Consider the following 14371-nt stretch of genomic DNA (forward strand, 5'->3'; position numbering starts at 1 on the left):
ATTTCCGCTTGATTTATGATCGTTTGCGCCAACACAGTTGCGTATTCAAGTTTTATCGATAATAAATCCACAGCAACGCAAGCTGCAGGAAGTTTTATAGATAAAATGATCATCCCACACTCCGGCTGGACCCGTAAAACTGCGCAAGCTATTCACGATCTTCCGTTGATGGATCTTTTGTTTCGTGCGCAGACCGTGCATCGCGAAAACTTTGATCCGAACCAGATCCAGACCTCGAAGCTATTGTCGATCAAGACTGGTGGCTGCGCCGAGGATTGCGCCTATTGCTCGCAATCAGCCCGCAATGGATCAACCTTGCCCGCGTCGAAGCTGATCGAGGTTCAGCGCGTTCTTACCGAGGCCAAGAAAGCTCGCGATGGCGGCGCGACCCGGTTTTGCATGGGGGCGGCGTGGCGCGAGCCAAAGGCGCGTGACATGGATGCGCTGGTCGCGATGGTCCAGGGCGTCAAGGAACTGGGTATGGAAACCTGCATGACGCTGGGTATGCTCGACGACACCCAGGTGGTGCAGCTGCGCGATGCCGGTTTGGACTATTACAATCACAACATCGACACCTCGGAACGCTATTACTCCGAAGTCATCACCACCCGTACTTTTGCGGATCGGATTGACACGATGAACCGGGTGCAGGAAGCCGGGATCAAGGTTTGCTCGGGCGGCATTCTGGGGATGGGTGAACATACTGGCGACCGTATCGACATGTTGCTGACATTGGCCAACATGACGCCTCCGCCGGACTCGGTGCCGATCAATATGTTGATGCCGCAGGCCGATACCCCGCTTGCCGACGCCGAGCCGATCGATCCGATCGACTTTGTGCGGATCATTGCAACGGCCCGCATTCTGATGCCCAAGTCCTATGTGCGGCTTTCGGCCGGACGCAGCGACATGAGTGACGAGATGCAGGCGATGTGCTTTTTCGCCGGTGCCAACTCGATCTTTGTTGGCGAAACGCTACTGACAGCAGAAAACCCCGAAGAAGACACCGACGCGGTCCTGTTTGCCAAACTTGGCCTGCAAGCTGAAAAAGCCGAAACGCGAAACTGCACGGAAGCTGCCGAATGAAAGCAGTCAACCGACTGGAATCGATGCTTGATGCGCTTCAAGCCCGGCACCGCCGCCGGGCCTTGATCCCGACGCAAGGGCTGGATTTCGCGTCGAATGACTATCTGGGTCTTGCCGGATCTCAAGTGTTACAACGTGCGGCACATGATGCGCTGTCGCGGGGTGTGCCTGTAGGTTCGGGAGGTTCACGTCTGTTGCGGGGCAACCACCCTGAACATGAAGCGCTGGAGCGGGAAGCGGCCGCATTCTTTGAGGCTGAGGCCGCGCTGTTCATGGGAGGCGGGTTCCAGGCCAATCAGGCAATCTTCTCCACGTTGCCAGCGGCTGAGGATTTGGTCCTTTATGACGCCCTGGTTCACGCGAGCGCCCATGAAGGTATGCGGTCCAGCCGGGCAGACCTGCGTGCCTTCCGTCACAATGATGTTGCGGATGCACGCAACGTATTGCGCGACTGGCAATCTGCAGGCGGTTCGGGTCAGGTCTGGATTGCCGTCGAAAGCGTGTATTCGATGGAAGGTGATCTGGCGCCGCTGGAAGACTTGTCCGTACTTGCGCGCGAAACTGACGCGGTTTTGGTTGTTGATGAGGCCCACGCCACCGGTGTTTTTGGACAACGAGGCAGGGGGCTTGCGCATGACCTGAACGCTGATCTGCTGACATTGCATACCTGTGGTAAAGGGCTTGGTGTCTCAGGTGGGCTGATCTGCGGTCCGCGCGTAATGATAGATACCCTAATCAACCGCGCTCGTCCCTTCATCTTTGCGACCGCTCCGTCGCCTTTGAACGCTTCTCTGGTTCGTGCTGCGCTACGGGAACTGGCCGAGGATGTCAGCCTGGTTGAAGGCGCGCACAAACGTATGCGTCATGCCCATGACGCCGCACGGGAACTGGGGTTGCCCGCAGCCGCGTTGAACAGCCAGATCATCCCGGTTGTACTGGGAGATGACGAGCGCACAATGGCGATGGCGGCTACTTTGCAGCAGCAGGGTTTTGACGTTCGGGGCATCCGCCCGCCCACTGTCCCAAAAGGCACATCCCGGTTGCGCATCTCGATTACCGGAAATGTCACCCTTCAGGATATCTCGGCCTTGTTCACAACTATCTCAATCTGTCAGTCGGAGGCCGCATGAGCGCGCTGATCGTTACCGGAACCGACACAGGTGTTGGAAAAACCGTGTTTTCAGCAGGTCTGGCGGCAGCGTTGCAGGCCCAGTACTGGAAACCTGTTCAGTCTGGTCTTGAGGATGTTACAGACACTGAAACCGTCAGCGCGCTGAGCGGTGCCGAGGTCCTGCCCGAAGCGTACCGGCTGAACATGCCCGCCTCACCGCATCTGTCTGCCGAAGACATGGGCGTTGAGATTGACCTCTCGCGTCTTGAAATTCCGAAAGTGGACGGGCCTCTGGTTGTCGAAGGGGCAGGGGGCCTTATGGTGCCACTGAACCGCCAGTCCTTCTTTCTGGACGTGATTGCCGGATGGCAGGCTCCGGTTGTTCTTGTAGCGCGCACCGCCTTGGGAACGATCAACCACACCACATTGTCCCTAATGGCGCTTCGGGCTGCTGGCTGCGAGGTTGTCGGCGTCGCATTCGTGGGTGACCCCGTGCCGGACGTAGAGCAAACCATCGTCGAGATGTGTAAAGTGCATCATCTGGGACGCCTGCCATTTCTGAGCGACCTGACACCGCAGCGCCTGAACAGCGCATTTTCGGCAATCGATGTGGCGACCATTCGGAGGTTCCTGTGACCCCGTTGGAATTTGATGCGCGCCATCTGTGGCACCCTTATACACATGTGCTTGAACCCGGCCCGATGCACCTGATTACCGGGGCAGAAGGTGTCTGGCTGACGCGTGCTGATGGCATCAGAATGATCGACGCAATGTCGTCCTGGTGGTGTACGGTGCATGGGCACAGGCACCCGGCCATCATCGATGCGATGCAAAAGCAGCTGAATACACTGCCGCATGTGATGTTTGGCGGTCTGACCCACGAACCCGCCGTGGAACTCGGGCGCAGGTTGGTCGACCTTCTGCCAGATGGCCTGGATCGCATTTTCTACAGCGACAGCGGCTCGGTCGCGATTGAAGTCGCGTTGAAGATGGCAGTCCAGTACCAGATTGCCAAAGGCCGGGGCGAACGGTCTGAATTTGCCACGATCCGGGGTGGCTATCATGGCGACACATGGAAAGCGATGAGCGTTTGTGATCCCGTCAACGGGATGCATGGTCTGTTTCGCGGTGCGTTGTCGATCCAGCACTTTCTGCCACGCCCCCACATCCAGTTCGGTGATGAGTGGTTCGACGACCCTTCCGAGAACGGGTTGGAGGCGCTAGAGGCGTTGCTGAACGACAAAGGCAACAGGATTGCCGCACTGATCCTTGAACCGGTGGTGCAGGGCGCAGGTGGGATGTATTTCTATCACCCCGCATGGTTGCGCGGGGCGCGTGCTTTGTGTGATGCGCATGACGTTTTGCTGATCTTTGATGAAATCGCGACTGGATTCGGACGCAGCGGCGAAATGTTTGCAATGGATCACGCGGGGGTGGTTCCGGATATCCTGTGTCTTGGTAAGGCGCTGACCGGTGGGCATATCACCTTGGCCGCCACTATCGCGACCGAGGCTGTCGCGCGCGGGATCGGGGAAAGTGAGGCCGGAGTTTTGATGCACGGTCCCACCTACATGGCCAACCCTTTGGCTTGTTCGGCAGGGGTGGCGAGCCTTGACCAGTTGCAACAGCGAAACTGGAAGCAGGAAGTTGCATCACTCTCGCAGCAGATGAAGGCCGAACTCGCCCCCGCGCGCAATCTGCCCGGTGTTGCAGATGTGCGCGTGCTTGGCGCAATCGGCGTTATCGAGATGGAAGAGCGAGTCGACCCCTCCATCGCACATGGATTGGCCGCGGAAACCGGTGTTTGGCTGCGCCCGTTCGCTCGCAATATTTATTGCATGCCCCCCTATGTCATTTCACCTGACGAACTGAGCAGGGTAACGTCTGCGATGCTTGCTCTGGCTGGGGGGCAGAAATGAAAAGCCGTTGGCTGGCGCAATCAGGTGACAGTACTTTGACCCTTGTGTTCGGTGGTTGGGCATTGGGCGATGCTCCGTTCCGGGGTCTTACGGGGGGCGGGAATATTCTGTTGGTGGAAGGTTACACCAGCCTCGATGATCCCCTGCCTGATCTCGGCCGTTTCGATCACATAGATATGCTGGCCTTTTCCTTTGGTGTCGCATCGGCTGCGCATTGGCTGGCGTGCTCGGGCTTTCGTCCCGACCGATTGATCGCCATCAGCGGCACTTTGCACCCGGCGTGCCCGGAGCGTGGCATTGCGCCTAACATGATCAAGGCAACAGCGGCTCAGCTTTCCGAGCGCAGCTTCGCCAAGTTCTGCCGCCGTGCAGGTTTGCCAGGTGAGCCCCCGGAACTCGATATAGTCGCGGCGCAGCAAGAGCTAATTGCGGTGATACAGCGCGGGTCCGCCCCTGATCCAGGTTTTGACAGGGTGTGGATACCCACAAACGACCGGATCATTCCGACATCGGCCCAAGATGCCGCATGGGCCTCAACCTCGGCCCGAGTCGCGCATGTTGCGGGGCCGCACGTACCATTCCTACCGGAGCAAAGTTGGGCGAGTTGGGTATCATGACAGCGCAACTGGCAGACAGGGTGCAGCGGAGCTTTAGCAGAAGTTTTCAAACCTACCACGATACGGCAAGTCAACAAGCCTGGGTTGCAGGCAAGCTGGTGTCCGAACTGCGTCGTGCCGGAGCCCCGGACCGCTTTGAAACTGTCTTCGAGCTGGGATGTGGCACAGGGCATCTGACCCGTCTGATGCGACAAAAATTTCACCTGCCAAACCTCATATTGAACGACATCGCGCCGCAGGCTCAGGCAACGGCGGATGCGGAACAGGCCACGTTCATTGCCGGTGATGCGCGTGAAGTTCACTGGCCTTCCCGGATTGATCTGATCGCCTCGGCTTCGATGATCCAATGGATGGAAAGCCCGTTGCAATTGCTTCACAAAGCGATGGACGCGCTGGAGCCCGGCGGGTGGTTGGCGGTTTCGGGTTTTGGCCCTCAGCAATATCAAGAGCTTAGCGCGATCGGATCAGCTGCGCGTGCACCGGGTCTTACTACGCCGACTGCTCTTGCCGCTGCTGCCGACGGCCCGATGCAGGTATTGGCCGTTGGTGAAAGCCTGAGGCAAACCTATTTCGATACGCCTCGCGAGGTACTTAGGTATTTGCGAAGAACAGGTGTAAACGGCAGGGCGCAAGGGACATGGACCAAGTCCACGCTGGCTCGGTTCGAAAACGAATACGCTAAGGAGTTCGGCACGGATCGCGGGGTCTCACTGACATATCATCCCGTGTGGATCATTGCCCGGAAGCGATAGGTGCTTATTCTGCCGTGGCCTAACGTAATTTGTGAGCCTGCCAGACGGTCGCAATCTCCGCAGCCACGGCCCTCGGCCTTGAAGCGATTGTCACCAGTTCGTTTTTTCGGGTTTTGCAGGCAATCAAATCTCATGTGCCCAGGGCGGTTCTGCCCCGGCGCGTGATACTGTTACGGCGGCAACAGTTGCGCCCAACGCCATGGCCGCCCGCAAGCTTTCAGAGGTCAGATTGCGCAGCCCCTGCTTTGTCAAATGCCCTGCGCGGCTGAGTTCAGTCAGAACACCAGCGTTAAACGTGTCGCCCGCGCCGATTGTGTCGACAACCTGAACAGGTCTCACAGGAACCAAAACCTTGGATCCGTCGGCCAGGTACCCATTCGCCCCGTCGCCACCCCTGGTCACGATGAGGGCTGACGGACCGGTCTGCAACAAAAGAGACGCTTTGGCGGCCTCGGGTTCGGCTCCCGGGATGATCCAGTCAAGATCTTCGTCTGAAACCTTCACAATATCGGATTGCGCAATCATGCGGTTCAGACGGGTTCGATACCGGGTCTGATCCTTGATGAAGCCCGGTCGGATATTCGGATCCAACATCACTGCGCGATCCGCTCCGTGGCGATTCAGAAGTGAGGCATAGGCATCCGCGCAGGGTTCACATGCCAGACTGATACCCCCAAGATATAAGGCGGACACGGCTGTAAGCTGGTCTGGCATGTCCTCGGGTTGCAGCATTCGTCCGGCGGTGTTTTCATCAACAAAGCTGTAAGTGGCGTGACCGTCTTTTAGCTGTACGAACGCAAGGGTCGTGGGGCGGTCAGAGACGATCACATGTGACGTGTCAACGTGGCTTGAAATCAGCGCCTTTGTAATTTGTTGGCCAAACATGTCAGACGACACACCGGTCAGCATTCCGACGGAAACACCCAGACGACCGACTGCGACCGCCGTGTTCAATATCGCCCCACCTGTGTGCGGTACAAATCCTTGTGCGCCCGACACTGTCGGCTCGGAAATCATGTCGATCAGGGCTTCACCACAGCACAGGATCATTTCGTAGTCCTTTTCAAAATATTTTGTCAGGAAGACTTGCTATCGCATCAAAGCGTTCTTGCAGAAATTGTTCGCCCCGATGATGCCGAATTCTGCTTGCTCGGACACATACAGGTTCAATGAGCGGCGCAGTTCGCTGAAACGGCCACCGCCGTTGAACGCCTCTCTGAACTCATCACCGAATAACCAGCGGTTCTTTTCTGCGACACCGCCAACAAGAAATACTCCGCCCGCAGGCATCAGTGTGACGGCCATGTCGCCCATCAAAGCCCCCAGATGGGTGTTGAACATCCGAGCGGCCTGTACCGCGATGGGGTCAGAACGGTCGCGGGCATCAAGCAGAATGTCTTTCGCCGAGCGCGTTGGTGTCTGTATTTGGCCTGCCGCCAGCCCGATCGCCTGATAGAGGATAGGCAAGCCCGTACCGCTCAGGAACATTTCAGCTTCCAGCGCGAGGCTGTCACCAAAAAAACACTCAGGCGCAATGCTGCGGGCTGCTTCAAAGATGTCAACTTCGTCGCGGTGACGCGGATACAGGCCCACATGCCCACCTTCGCCAGAGACTGTGTGATAGTGGCCCTCGGAAAACAGCAACGCCCCCACGCCAAGCCCTGTGCCGGGGCCCACCACCAATCGCGTGCCTGCGGGCGGTGTCGCGTGACCTTGCAAGACGGCAACATCTTTCTGGGTTACTTCAGCCACCGACCACGCTGCAGCGGTGAAATCATTAATTACAAACGTATGACTGGCACCAGTGGCCTTTGCCAATTCGGCCTCGGACAGGTCCAGATTGGCATTTGTCAGCCGAATCGTGCCGTTCCGGACGGGGCCCGCCCCCGCCGCCACGACCGCCTGTGGATTTGTTCCGATTTCATCCCGAAGCGCGTGAAACGCTTCAAGCAGATCTTCCAGTGTCCCCGTCGGGCGCTTGCGAAGGTCTGTCAGCTCTCCGTTCGTCACCACGCCCAGCCGCGTGTTGGTGCCCCCTATGTCAGCAACCAGATTCCAATGCTCATGCACTGCACTGGATGGTTGCGCTAACGTCTGAGAGACGTTCTGACCCCCGGAAAGGGCAGACTTGAGCGCCATGAAAGACGCTTTGGGTGTTCTCTCAAGCGTTTCAAATTTCACGTCCACCAGTCCAAACCTTTTTCCACATCCGAAGGCCCATTCGCATTTGTCACAGTAGTGACCAGACAAAACAGCCCTTTACCGGAACACCTTGTGCCAAAGCGTCGCTTACGGCAGCCAGGTGTCGGTTGAGATAATCCATGCGATCATCATTCTAAAGACGTTCCGCGCTCGCCATACCGTTTTCGGTGATACAGATTGGTAGCCCGCTCGTATAGCCCTTCATTGTTTGGATCTGAAATCGGTTGAAAAAAAAGGCTCGATTGCCCACCCCATCTGGGTTTTGGGCAAAGGTTCGGCGCTTTATTCAGGGTTGGCCGTACGGATCGCATCTATACGGCGCTTGACATGGTTATAATTCATAATCCACCTTAATTGAAACGTTTCAATGGTGAGGGATGCGAGTTTCTGCCCAACTCTACACAGTGCGACAATGCGGTGATCTTGCAGATCAACTGCAATTGGTTGCGGCCTGCGGGTATTCAGATGTCGAAACCACCGGCTTGCATGGCCTGACCCCCGCTCAGATGGCTGGCATTATTATCGGGTCAGGCCTTACTGTTCGGTCAGCACATTTTGATTGGGAAGAGTTTGAAGGGCGATTTACGGATATCGTCGAAGTATTAAACCTAATGGAATGCCGGGTGGCTGTCATGCCTTGGCTGGCGCCCCAGGTGCGGCCCGACGCTGCCGAGGGATGGAGGGCGGTGTCGGGCCAGTTGTCCAAATGGGCAAACCAACTGACAGATCATGGTATCAGCCTTGCGTATCACAATCATGATTTTGATCTTATCGGTGAGGCTGGCGACACACCTCTTGACCTGATCCTTTCCGGCGGAGATGTCTTTTGGCAGCCAGATATCGGTTGGCTGGTTGCGGCTGGCCTGGATCCGGCGGACGCGATCCGCCGCAACGCCAATCGAATCCTGTCCGTGCATGCAAAGGATATCGACCCAGCAGGCGGAACAGGTGACGCGCGCTGGCGCGATATGGGCGAAGGCGTGGTTAACTGGAACGCAACCTTGCGCGCGCTTTCCTCGACCAACTGCACGGACCTGTTTGTCGAACATGACGAAACCGCAGATCACGTACGCACGCTGCAAACGGGTCGGTCGTTTTTGACGGAACAATTGGCAGGGTTTGAGTGATGGCGCGGGCGACGATCAAATCGATTGCCAGAAGTACCGGGTATTCCGTTGGCACAGTCTCGAATGCCTTGCGGGATTCCGTATCGGTGAAGCGGGAAACCCGGGAAGAGATTCAGAAAGTTGCATCGGAGCTGGGATACCGGGTGAATCTGGATGGCCTAAAGCTGCGCACTAATAAATCCTATAGAATTGCGGTCATGGTCAGTGTTTCAAGTGATGCGGCGGAAGAGTGGGAAGGTGTAGAGTTTACGCGAATTCTGGCCGGAATATCCAATGCACTAATGGGATCACGCTATCAGCTGAGTGTATTCAGCGCATGTGATGGCGAGGCCGCGCTGCAAACGTTGAAGTCCATCGTGCAGGAAGGGCAGGCTGATGGCGTGATCTTTTCCGGCACGCGGGTTCATGATGAACGCGTCGCGTATCTGCAGGGGCAGGGCTTTCCTTTTGTCACATACGGCATGAGCGACAGCCCTCAACCGCATCCTTATGTGGACCTCGACAGTCAGGCAGCGGCCTATGATGCCACGACCCGGCTGCTTGCGCTGGGGCATCGTCGCATCGCTTTGATAAACCCGCCGGATGACCTGATCTATGCGCAACAACGCCGCCGGGGTTATGCTGATGCGCTGTCAGAATGCGGTGTGGAGTTCGATCCGGCACTGGTTTCCACCGGCCCGACCACCGCGGAATCCGGTCAGCAGAAATTTGCGACGCTTATGCAGTTGCCGAAACCGCCGAGCGCCATCATCTGCGCCAATGAGGCCATAACCCTTGGGGCGCTGTCAGCTGCCGACAAAGCCGGAGTGCAGGTTGGCAGGGACGTTGTGGTCATCTCGAACGATGACTTGAAGCTCAGCCAGTATTTTGTACCGCCACCCAGCACTTATTACTTGCCGATTGCTGAAACAAGCCGTCTGCTGGGTGAGTTCATGTTGAAAGCTTTGGACGGGGTCGATCCGTCCGAGATTCAGAAAAAGATCAGGGCCACATTGATCGAGCGACAACCTGACACCCCGGCGCCGGATGCGGCGCAGACCACCTGATCCAACAAAGGAGTAACTGAACATGATTAAAAACCTACTTGCCGCTGCCACTCTCACGACACTGATGGCTCCAGCGGCTTTTGCTGCTGACCTGGAAGGTCGTGTTCTGAAAATCGGAACCGATGCGACATATCCACCGATGGAAACCGTGGATGAAACAACCGGAGAGATCGTGGGCTTTGACGTCGATGTGATGAATGCGATCTGTGCAAAGGTCAATTGCGTTCCCAACTTCGTAAACACCGCCTGGGACGGTATCTTTGCGGCCCTTCAGCAGGGCGAGTTCGATCTGGTTATCTCGGGCGTGTCGATCACACCGGAACGCGAAGAAACCATGGACTTTTCCGAGCCTTACATCGTTGTCAGCCAGGCCATTCTGTTGCAGGTCGATAATGCTGACATGACACTTGAGGATTTCAAAGCCGGTGGTCAGAAACTGGCCGCGCAAACTGCGACGACCAACGCCCAATTGGCGGAAGAGCTTGTCGGGCGCGAGAATGTCAGCCTTTACGACAACTTCTCGGCCGCCATTCTGGCGCTTCAAAACGCAGACGTTCAGGGCGTGATCATCGATGGCACATCGGCGGCGGCCTATGAGCAGGAATTTGCGGGCGAGTTGACTGTTGGCATCACAGGCCTGCAATCCGATCCATTGGGTATCGTGTTTCAGGAAGGCGATCCGACGGTGGACGCTATTAACGCCGGTCTTAAAGCCATTCAGGAGGATGGAACGCTGGACGAGCTGACAGCCAAATACTGGGGCACCAACTGATCCATTAGCGCCCTTTTTTGGTCCGGCGGCCAGTGCCGCCGGGCCTTGTCATAGCGGAGAAGTTCCATGTCGCGCCTCAGCACGATCCGCCCGAGTAACCTGGTGTTGCTCGCAGCAGCGCCCTTTATTATCTACCTGTTCGCCACATCCTCAAAATACTTGCGGTCTCTGGTCGCAATTCTGGGGATCGGCACAGATGCGGTGGCCATCTTTGTTGGATTTCTGCTGATTGCAACCGTTGCGATCCTTGGATATCTTTGCGCACGCTACGTGCGGTTTTCACAGAACTCCCCCGGCTGGTTGCGGCTCTGCGCGCTTGCCGCGTTACCGGCGGCTGCGACGCTTTTGGTCATCAGCTTTGTTTCTCCGCAACTTCTGATGCCATTTGCCGAGTCGGTCTTCTTTCATGCGCTCAGCGAAAACACCTCGCCCCTCATCGATCGGTCCAATCAGACCTGGGTACTGTTTCCGGACGTGATCGCCAGGGTTCAGACGGGATTACAGGTTATCCTGGCGGTTTACGCAGCTGTAGTCGCGCTTTGCCTATTGTCGGCACGTTTGCAGCCACCCTGGCGCGGGCGCGTCTTGTTGGGGTTGGAGAGTCTCACAGGCGCAGTACTGTTTTATCTCATGTTCATGGCTCATTGGCAGTTCGCGACCGGGGTGGCCATTACTTTCCGCGCGGCCATCTTTGCCTATGTCTTCGCGGCCATTCTTGGTTTGGTCTGGGTCGGGTTGCAATCGTTTAAGCCAAAGGCGCGTACTACGGTCGTCTATGGTTCGATCAGTTTGGCATTGCTGGCAGCCTCGGCCTTTTTCTTCATGCAGCCGCAGGTCAGCTTTGTTCTGGTGGGCAGCACCGAGGGGCGTATCGCGGTTGTGCGCGGCACGCCGCAGGCGCAGGCTGACGTTATCCGGTTTGGTGAGTTCGAAGGGGCCGACGGTCAGCAATATCGCATTCGCAGCGCAACCGATGCCACTGCCGCGCTTGAACAGATCGAAACGGTCGACAGTGTCTCGGGCGCTTTTGTCCCGGCCGATGCCCATACACAAGGTTATCCGGTCCTGTGGCAAACAAGATTTCTACCCGACAAATACCGCAATCCGGCCCTGGCATTTGCCGTGTTCGGGTTTTTGTTGCTGACACTGACCATTGGCGGGGCTCAGCATAAGCTGCATCCTCTGGCGGTCGGGGCCGAGTTTTTCGTGGATACGATACGCGGCATTCCGATGCTGGTGATCATTCTTTATATCGGACTGCCACTGGCGGGCGCAGTCAAAGACGCCACCGGCGGCGGTATCGACATGACCAATATGACCCGCGGGATCATCGCGATCTCAGTTGGTTATTCCGCCTATATGGCCGAAATTTTCCGATCCGGGATCGAGGCGATACCGAAAGGCCAATTGGAGGCGGGCAGCTCTCTGGGTTTGTCGCGCTGGCATACGGCGCGGCTTATCGTTCTGCCGCAGGCCCTGCGGATTGTCACTCCACCGCTTGGCAATGAGTTTATCGCGATGATCAAGGACACGTCATTGCTGTCTATCCTGTCCGTCCGCGACATGACCCAGAGGATGCGCGAATTTCAGGCGGCTAGCTTTCTGCCCTTTGCACCCTTCAATACGGCGGCAATCCTGTATGTCGTTCTCACACTCGGCTGTGCCAGTTTCCTGAAGTGGATCGAACGACGCACAGCAAAGGACACACGATGAGCGCGCTGGAACTTGGGGTTTGTTACTACCCCGAACAGTGGGACCCTTCGCAATGGCGAGACGATGCCGCCCAAATGGCAGACATGGGGTTGGATTGGGTGCGGATTGCTGAATTCACCTGGGGTCTGATCGAACCCGCGCGCGGTCAGTTCCACTGGGACTGGCTGGATGAAGTGATCGAGATACTGGGTCAGGCTGGTCTGCGGGTCATGATGTCCACCCCAACAGCCGCCCCCCCCAAATGGTTGATCGATGAGTATCCCGAAATCCTGCCCGTTGGGCCGGATGGTCGGGTCAGAGGGTACGGTTCGCGCAGGCATTATTGTTTTTCCAGTGAGGTTTATCTGGCCGAGGCGCAAAGGATCGCAACTGAATATGCCCGCAGATATGGTCAGAATTCGTATGTCCAAGCGTGGCAGATCGACAATGAGTACAACGACCACGATACAGTTCTCAGCTATTCCGATGCCGCGCGAACAGGTTTTCAGAACTGGTTGGAGGAACGATACGGGGCAATCGATGCGTTGAATGACGCGTGGGGAACCGTTTTCTGGGGGTCGCTCTACTCTCAGTTTGGTCAGATCGAACTGCCCAACGGGCTGGTCGCCACGCCCAATCCAGCCCATGCTCTGGAATTCGCGCGCTATTCTTCCGATCGAGTTCGTCTGTTCAACAAAACGCAGGTGGATGTTCTGCGCAAATATGCGCCGGGCCGGGATATTACCCATAACTTCATGGCAGGTAGTTTCGAATTCGATCACCACGCCGTAGCGGCTGATCTGGATATTGTCGGGTTCGACAGCTACCCGCTAGGGAACTTATTGGGCTCTACCCTTTCAGATGAGGAAAAGCGCCGCTATCTGCGCACCGGCGCACCGGATTATCAGGGCTTTCATTGTGATTTGTATCGCAGTCAGGGGCGCGGTCGGATGTGGGTGCTGGAACAGCAGCCGGGCCCGGTGGATTGGGCTGACAAGAATCCGTCGCCGGCAGAGGGGATGGTTCGGCTTTGGACCTGGGCGGCCTATGCACATGGCGCGCAAGCCGTGATGTTTTTTCGCTGGCGACAGGCAAAATCTGCGCAAGAGCAATACCATACTGCGATTTTGCGGTCAGATGGCAGCCCGGATCAGGCCGCTGTTGAATTGGCTGAGATCGTGAAGGATCGCGCCATTTTGCCGCCCGAGAGACGGGCAAAATCACGGGTTGCAATGCTACTGGATTATACCTCTATCTGGGCGGCGGACATCCTGCCACATGACAACGATTTCCCCAATGCCCAGATTTTTCGCGAGTGGTACACTGCAATTCGTGGTTTTGGGGTCGATCTTGATTTTGTTGGCCCTGAAGATGAACTGAGCGGCTACGCCCTCATCATATTACCTCAAAGCATGATCGTGACCGCTGACCTTGCAGACAAGCTTGACGCTTCGGGGGCCAAGATTCTGATAGGTGCTCGTTCCGGCAGCAAGACATCCGGGATGAACACCCCGTCCAATCTGGCTCCAGGCGAACTGGCAAAGTTAACAGGTATCCGTGTCACGCGCGTCGAATCACTTCCTTCACTTGCGCATGAGGCTGTGGTTCTTCCCGATGGGCAGCAATTTGAATTCACGGGTTGGCGTGAAATTGTCGAGACCAAAGAGCGCGTTTTAGCCCGCTTCAAGAGCGCTTATTGCGATGCCAGTCCGGCGGTCATCCGTTCTGACCGCACGACCTATCTGGCAATGGTTCCGCGAAATGAGCTTTTGCAGGCGATTGTCGGGGAGGTACTGAACTGGGCTGGGATAAATGCAACGCCTTGCGACCCCGATATGCGCATAACCCAACGCGGCTCGACCTACTACGCGTTCAACTTCAGTGACGTTTCAAAGCCTTTGCCTGCTGGTCGTGCACGTCAAATTCTGCTTGGTTCAGATCCGGTCAATCCAAAGGACATTACCGTTTGGCAGGAGAATGCGGCGCCTCATAAATCAGCTTAGACGTGTCAAATCGCGAAACTGGACATAAGATTTTCGCAAACTGT

14 protein-coding genes are annotated in these 14371 nt (G+C 56.7%); 11 read left to right on the forward strand and 3 right to left on the reverse strand.

Features of this window, described 5'->3' with window-relative positions:
• The first annotated feature begins 105 nt into the window (after positions 1-105).
• From bioB to ACR0J7_RS11090, 6 genes are read left to right on the forward strand one after another with little or no spacing between them, the layout of a single operon-like run.
• Positions 106-1086 (forward strand): biotin synthase BioB, encoded by a 981-nt coding sequence (gene bioB / locus ACR0J7_RS11065; protein WP_480899904.1) that lies wholly within the window; start codon positions 106-108, stop codon positions 1084-1086.
• Positions 1083-2216: an 8-amino-7-oxononanoate synthase gene (locus tag ACR0J7_RS11070; protein WP_480899906.1), complete on the forward strand. Its 1134-nt coding sequence runs from the start codon at positions 1083-1085 to the stop codon at positions 2214-2216. Before bioB ends, ACR0J7_RS11070 begins: the two co-directional genes overlap by 4 nt.
• Positions 2213-2833: a dethiobiotin synthase gene (bioD, locus tag ACR0J7_RS11075; RefSeq protein ID WP_480899908.1), complete on the forward strand. Its 621-nt coding sequence runs from the start codon at positions 2213-2215 to the stop codon at positions 2831-2833. Before ACR0J7_RS11070 ends, bioD begins: the two co-directional genes overlap by 4 nt.
• Positions 2830-4116 (forward strand): adenosylmethionine--8-amino-7-oxononanoate transaminase, encoded by a 1287-nt coding sequence (bioA, locus tag ACR0J7_RS11080; RefSeq protein WP_480914290.1) that lies wholly within the window; start codon positions 2830-2832, stop codon positions 4114-4116. The genes bioD and bioA overlap by 4 nt, the downstream gene beginning before the upstream one ends.
• Positions 4113-4733: a pimeloyl-ACP methyl esterase BioG family protein gene (locus tag ACR0J7_RS11085; RefSeq protein ID WP_480914292.1), complete on the forward strand. Its 621-nt coding sequence runs from the start codon at positions 4113-4115 to the stop codon at positions 4731-4733. The genes bioA and ACR0J7_RS11085 overlap by 4 nt, the downstream gene beginning before the upstream one ends.
• Positions 4730-5485, forward strand: coding sequence for a methyltransferase domain-containing protein (locus ACR0J7_RS11090; protein ID WP_480914294.1), 756 nt, complete (start codon positions 4730-4732; stop codon positions 5483-5485). Before ACR0J7_RS11085 ends, ACR0J7_RS11090 begins: the two co-directional genes overlap by 4 nt.
• Positions 5486-5608: 123 nt before the next feature.
• On the opposite strand, the gene ACR0J7_RS11095 is transcribed toward ACR0J7_RS11090, so the two are convergent.
• From ACR0J7_RS11095 to ACR0J7_RS11105, 3 genes are all read right to left on the reverse strand, one after another.
• The gene (locus ACR0J7_RS11095) at positions 5609-6535 is read right to left on the reverse strand and encodes a carbohydrate kinase family protein (RefSeq protein WP_480914296.1); all 927 of its coding nucleotides are present in this window, start codon (positions 6533-6535) and stop codon (positions 5609-5611) included.
• A gap of 39 nt (positions 6536-6574) precedes the next feature.
• Positions 6575-7624, reverse strand: coding sequence for a glucokinase (locus tag ACR0J7_RS11100; RefSeq protein ID WP_480899913.1), 1050 nt, complete (start codon positions 7622-7624; stop codon positions 6575-6577).
• 91 nt (positions 7625-7715) lie between these two features.
• The gene (locus ACR0J7_RS11105) at positions 7716-7808 is read right to left on the reverse strand and encodes a hypothetical protein (RefSeq protein WP_480899914.1); all 93 of its coding nucleotides are present in this window, start codon (positions 7806-7808) and stop codon (positions 7716-7718) included.
• A gap of 256 nt (positions 7809-8064) precedes the next feature.
• On the opposite strand from ACR0J7_RS11105, the gene ACR0J7_RS11110 reads away from it, so the two are divergent.
• From ACR0J7_RS11110 to ACR0J7_RS11130, 5 genes are all read left to right on the forward strand, one after another.
• Positions 8065-8814: a sugar phosphate isomerase/epimerase family protein gene (locus ACR0J7_RS11110; RefSeq protein WP_480507016.1), complete on the forward strand. Its 750-nt coding sequence runs from the start codon at positions 8065-8067 to the stop codon at positions 8812-8814.
• Positions 8814-9860 (forward strand): LacI family DNA-binding transcriptional regulator, encoded by a 1047-nt coding sequence (locus ACR0J7_RS11115; RefSeq protein WP_480914299.1) that lies wholly within the window; start codon positions 8814-8816, stop codon positions 9858-9860. Before ACR0J7_RS11110 ends, ACR0J7_RS11115 begins: the two co-directional genes overlap by 1 nt.
• A gap of 22 nt (positions 9861-9882) precedes the next feature.
• Complete coding sequence (locus ACR0J7_RS11120) at positions 9883-10632, forward strand: basic amino acid ABC transporter substrate-binding protein (RefSeq protein WP_480588615.1); 750 nt, start codon at positions 9883-9885, stop codon at positions 10630-10632.
• Between the two features lie 66 nt (positions 10633-10698).
• A complete protein-coding gene (locus ACR0J7_RS11125) occupies positions 10699-12345 on the forward strand; it encodes an amino acid ABC transporter permease (RefSeq protein WP_480914301.1) in 1647 nt (548 codons plus the stop codon).
• Entirely contained in the window at positions 12342-14327 is a 1986-nt protein-coding gene (locus ACR0J7_RS11130; RefSeq protein ID WP_480914303.1) for a beta-galactosidase, read from the forward strand. Before ACR0J7_RS11125 ends, ACR0J7_RS11130 begins: the two co-directional genes overlap by 4 nt.
• Positions 14328-14371 lie beyond the last annotated feature (44 nt).

This window comes from Ruegeria sp. O4, from assembly GCF_056535125.1.

What these genes read in the sequence shown, in the direction of transcription:
- bioB (WP_480899904.1), top strand. Translation starts at nt 106, where the DNA reads ATGATCATCCCACACTCCGGCTGGACCCGTAAAACTGCGCAAGCTATT.
- ACR0J7_RS11070 (WP_480899906.1), top strand. Translation starts at nt 1,083, where the DNA reads ATGAAAGCAGTCAACCGACTGGAATCGATGCTTGATGCGCTTCAAGCC.
- bioD (WP_480899908.1), top strand. Translation starts at nt 2,213, where the DNA reads ATGAGCGCGCTGATCGTTACCGGAACCGACACAGGTGTTGGAAAAACC.
- ACR0J7_RS11085 (WP_480914292.1), top strand. Translation starts at nt 4,113, where the DNA reads ATGAAAAGCCGTTGGCTGGCGCAATCAGGTGACAGTACTTTGACCCTT.
- ACR0J7_RS11090 (WP_480914294.1), top strand. Translation starts at nt 4,730, where the DNA reads ATGACAGCGCAACTGGCAGACAGGGTGCAGCGGAGCTTTAGCAGAAGT.
- ACR0J7_RS11095 (WP_480914296.1), bottom strand. Translation starts at nt 6,535, where the DNA reads ATGATCCTGTGCTGTGGTGAAGCCCTGATCGACATGATTTCCGAGCCG.
- ACR0J7_RS11100 (WP_480899913.1), bottom strand. Translation starts at nt 7,624, where the DNA reads ATGGCGCTCAAGTCTGCCCTTTCCGGGGGTCAGAACGTCTCTCAGACG.
- ACR0J7_RS11105 (WP_480899914.1), bottom strand. Translation starts at nt 7,808, where the DNA reads ATGGATTATCTCAACCGACACCTGGCTGCCGTAAGCGACGCTTTGGCA.
- ACR0J7_RS11110 (WP_480507016.1), top strand. Translation starts at nt 8,065, where the DNA reads ATGCGAGTTTCTGCCCAACTCTACACAGTGCGACAATGCGGTGATCTT.
- ACR0J7_RS11115 (WP_480914299.1), top strand. Translation starts at nt 8,814, where the DNA reads ATGGCGCGGGCGACGATCAAATCGATTGCCAGAAGTACCGGGTATTCC.
- ACR0J7_RS11120 (WP_480588615.1), top strand. Translation starts at nt 9,883, where the DNA reads ATGATTAAAAACCTACTTGCCGCTGCCACTCTCACGACACTGATGGCT.
- ACR0J7_RS11125 (WP_480914301.1), top strand. Translation starts at nt 10,699, where the DNA reads ATGTCGCGCCTCAGCACGATCCGCCCGAGTAACCTGGTGTTGCTCGCA.
- ACR0J7_RS11130 (WP_480914303.1), top strand. Translation starts at nt 12,342, where the DNA reads ATGAGCGCGCTGGAACTTGGGGTTTGTTACTACCCCGAACAGTGGGAC.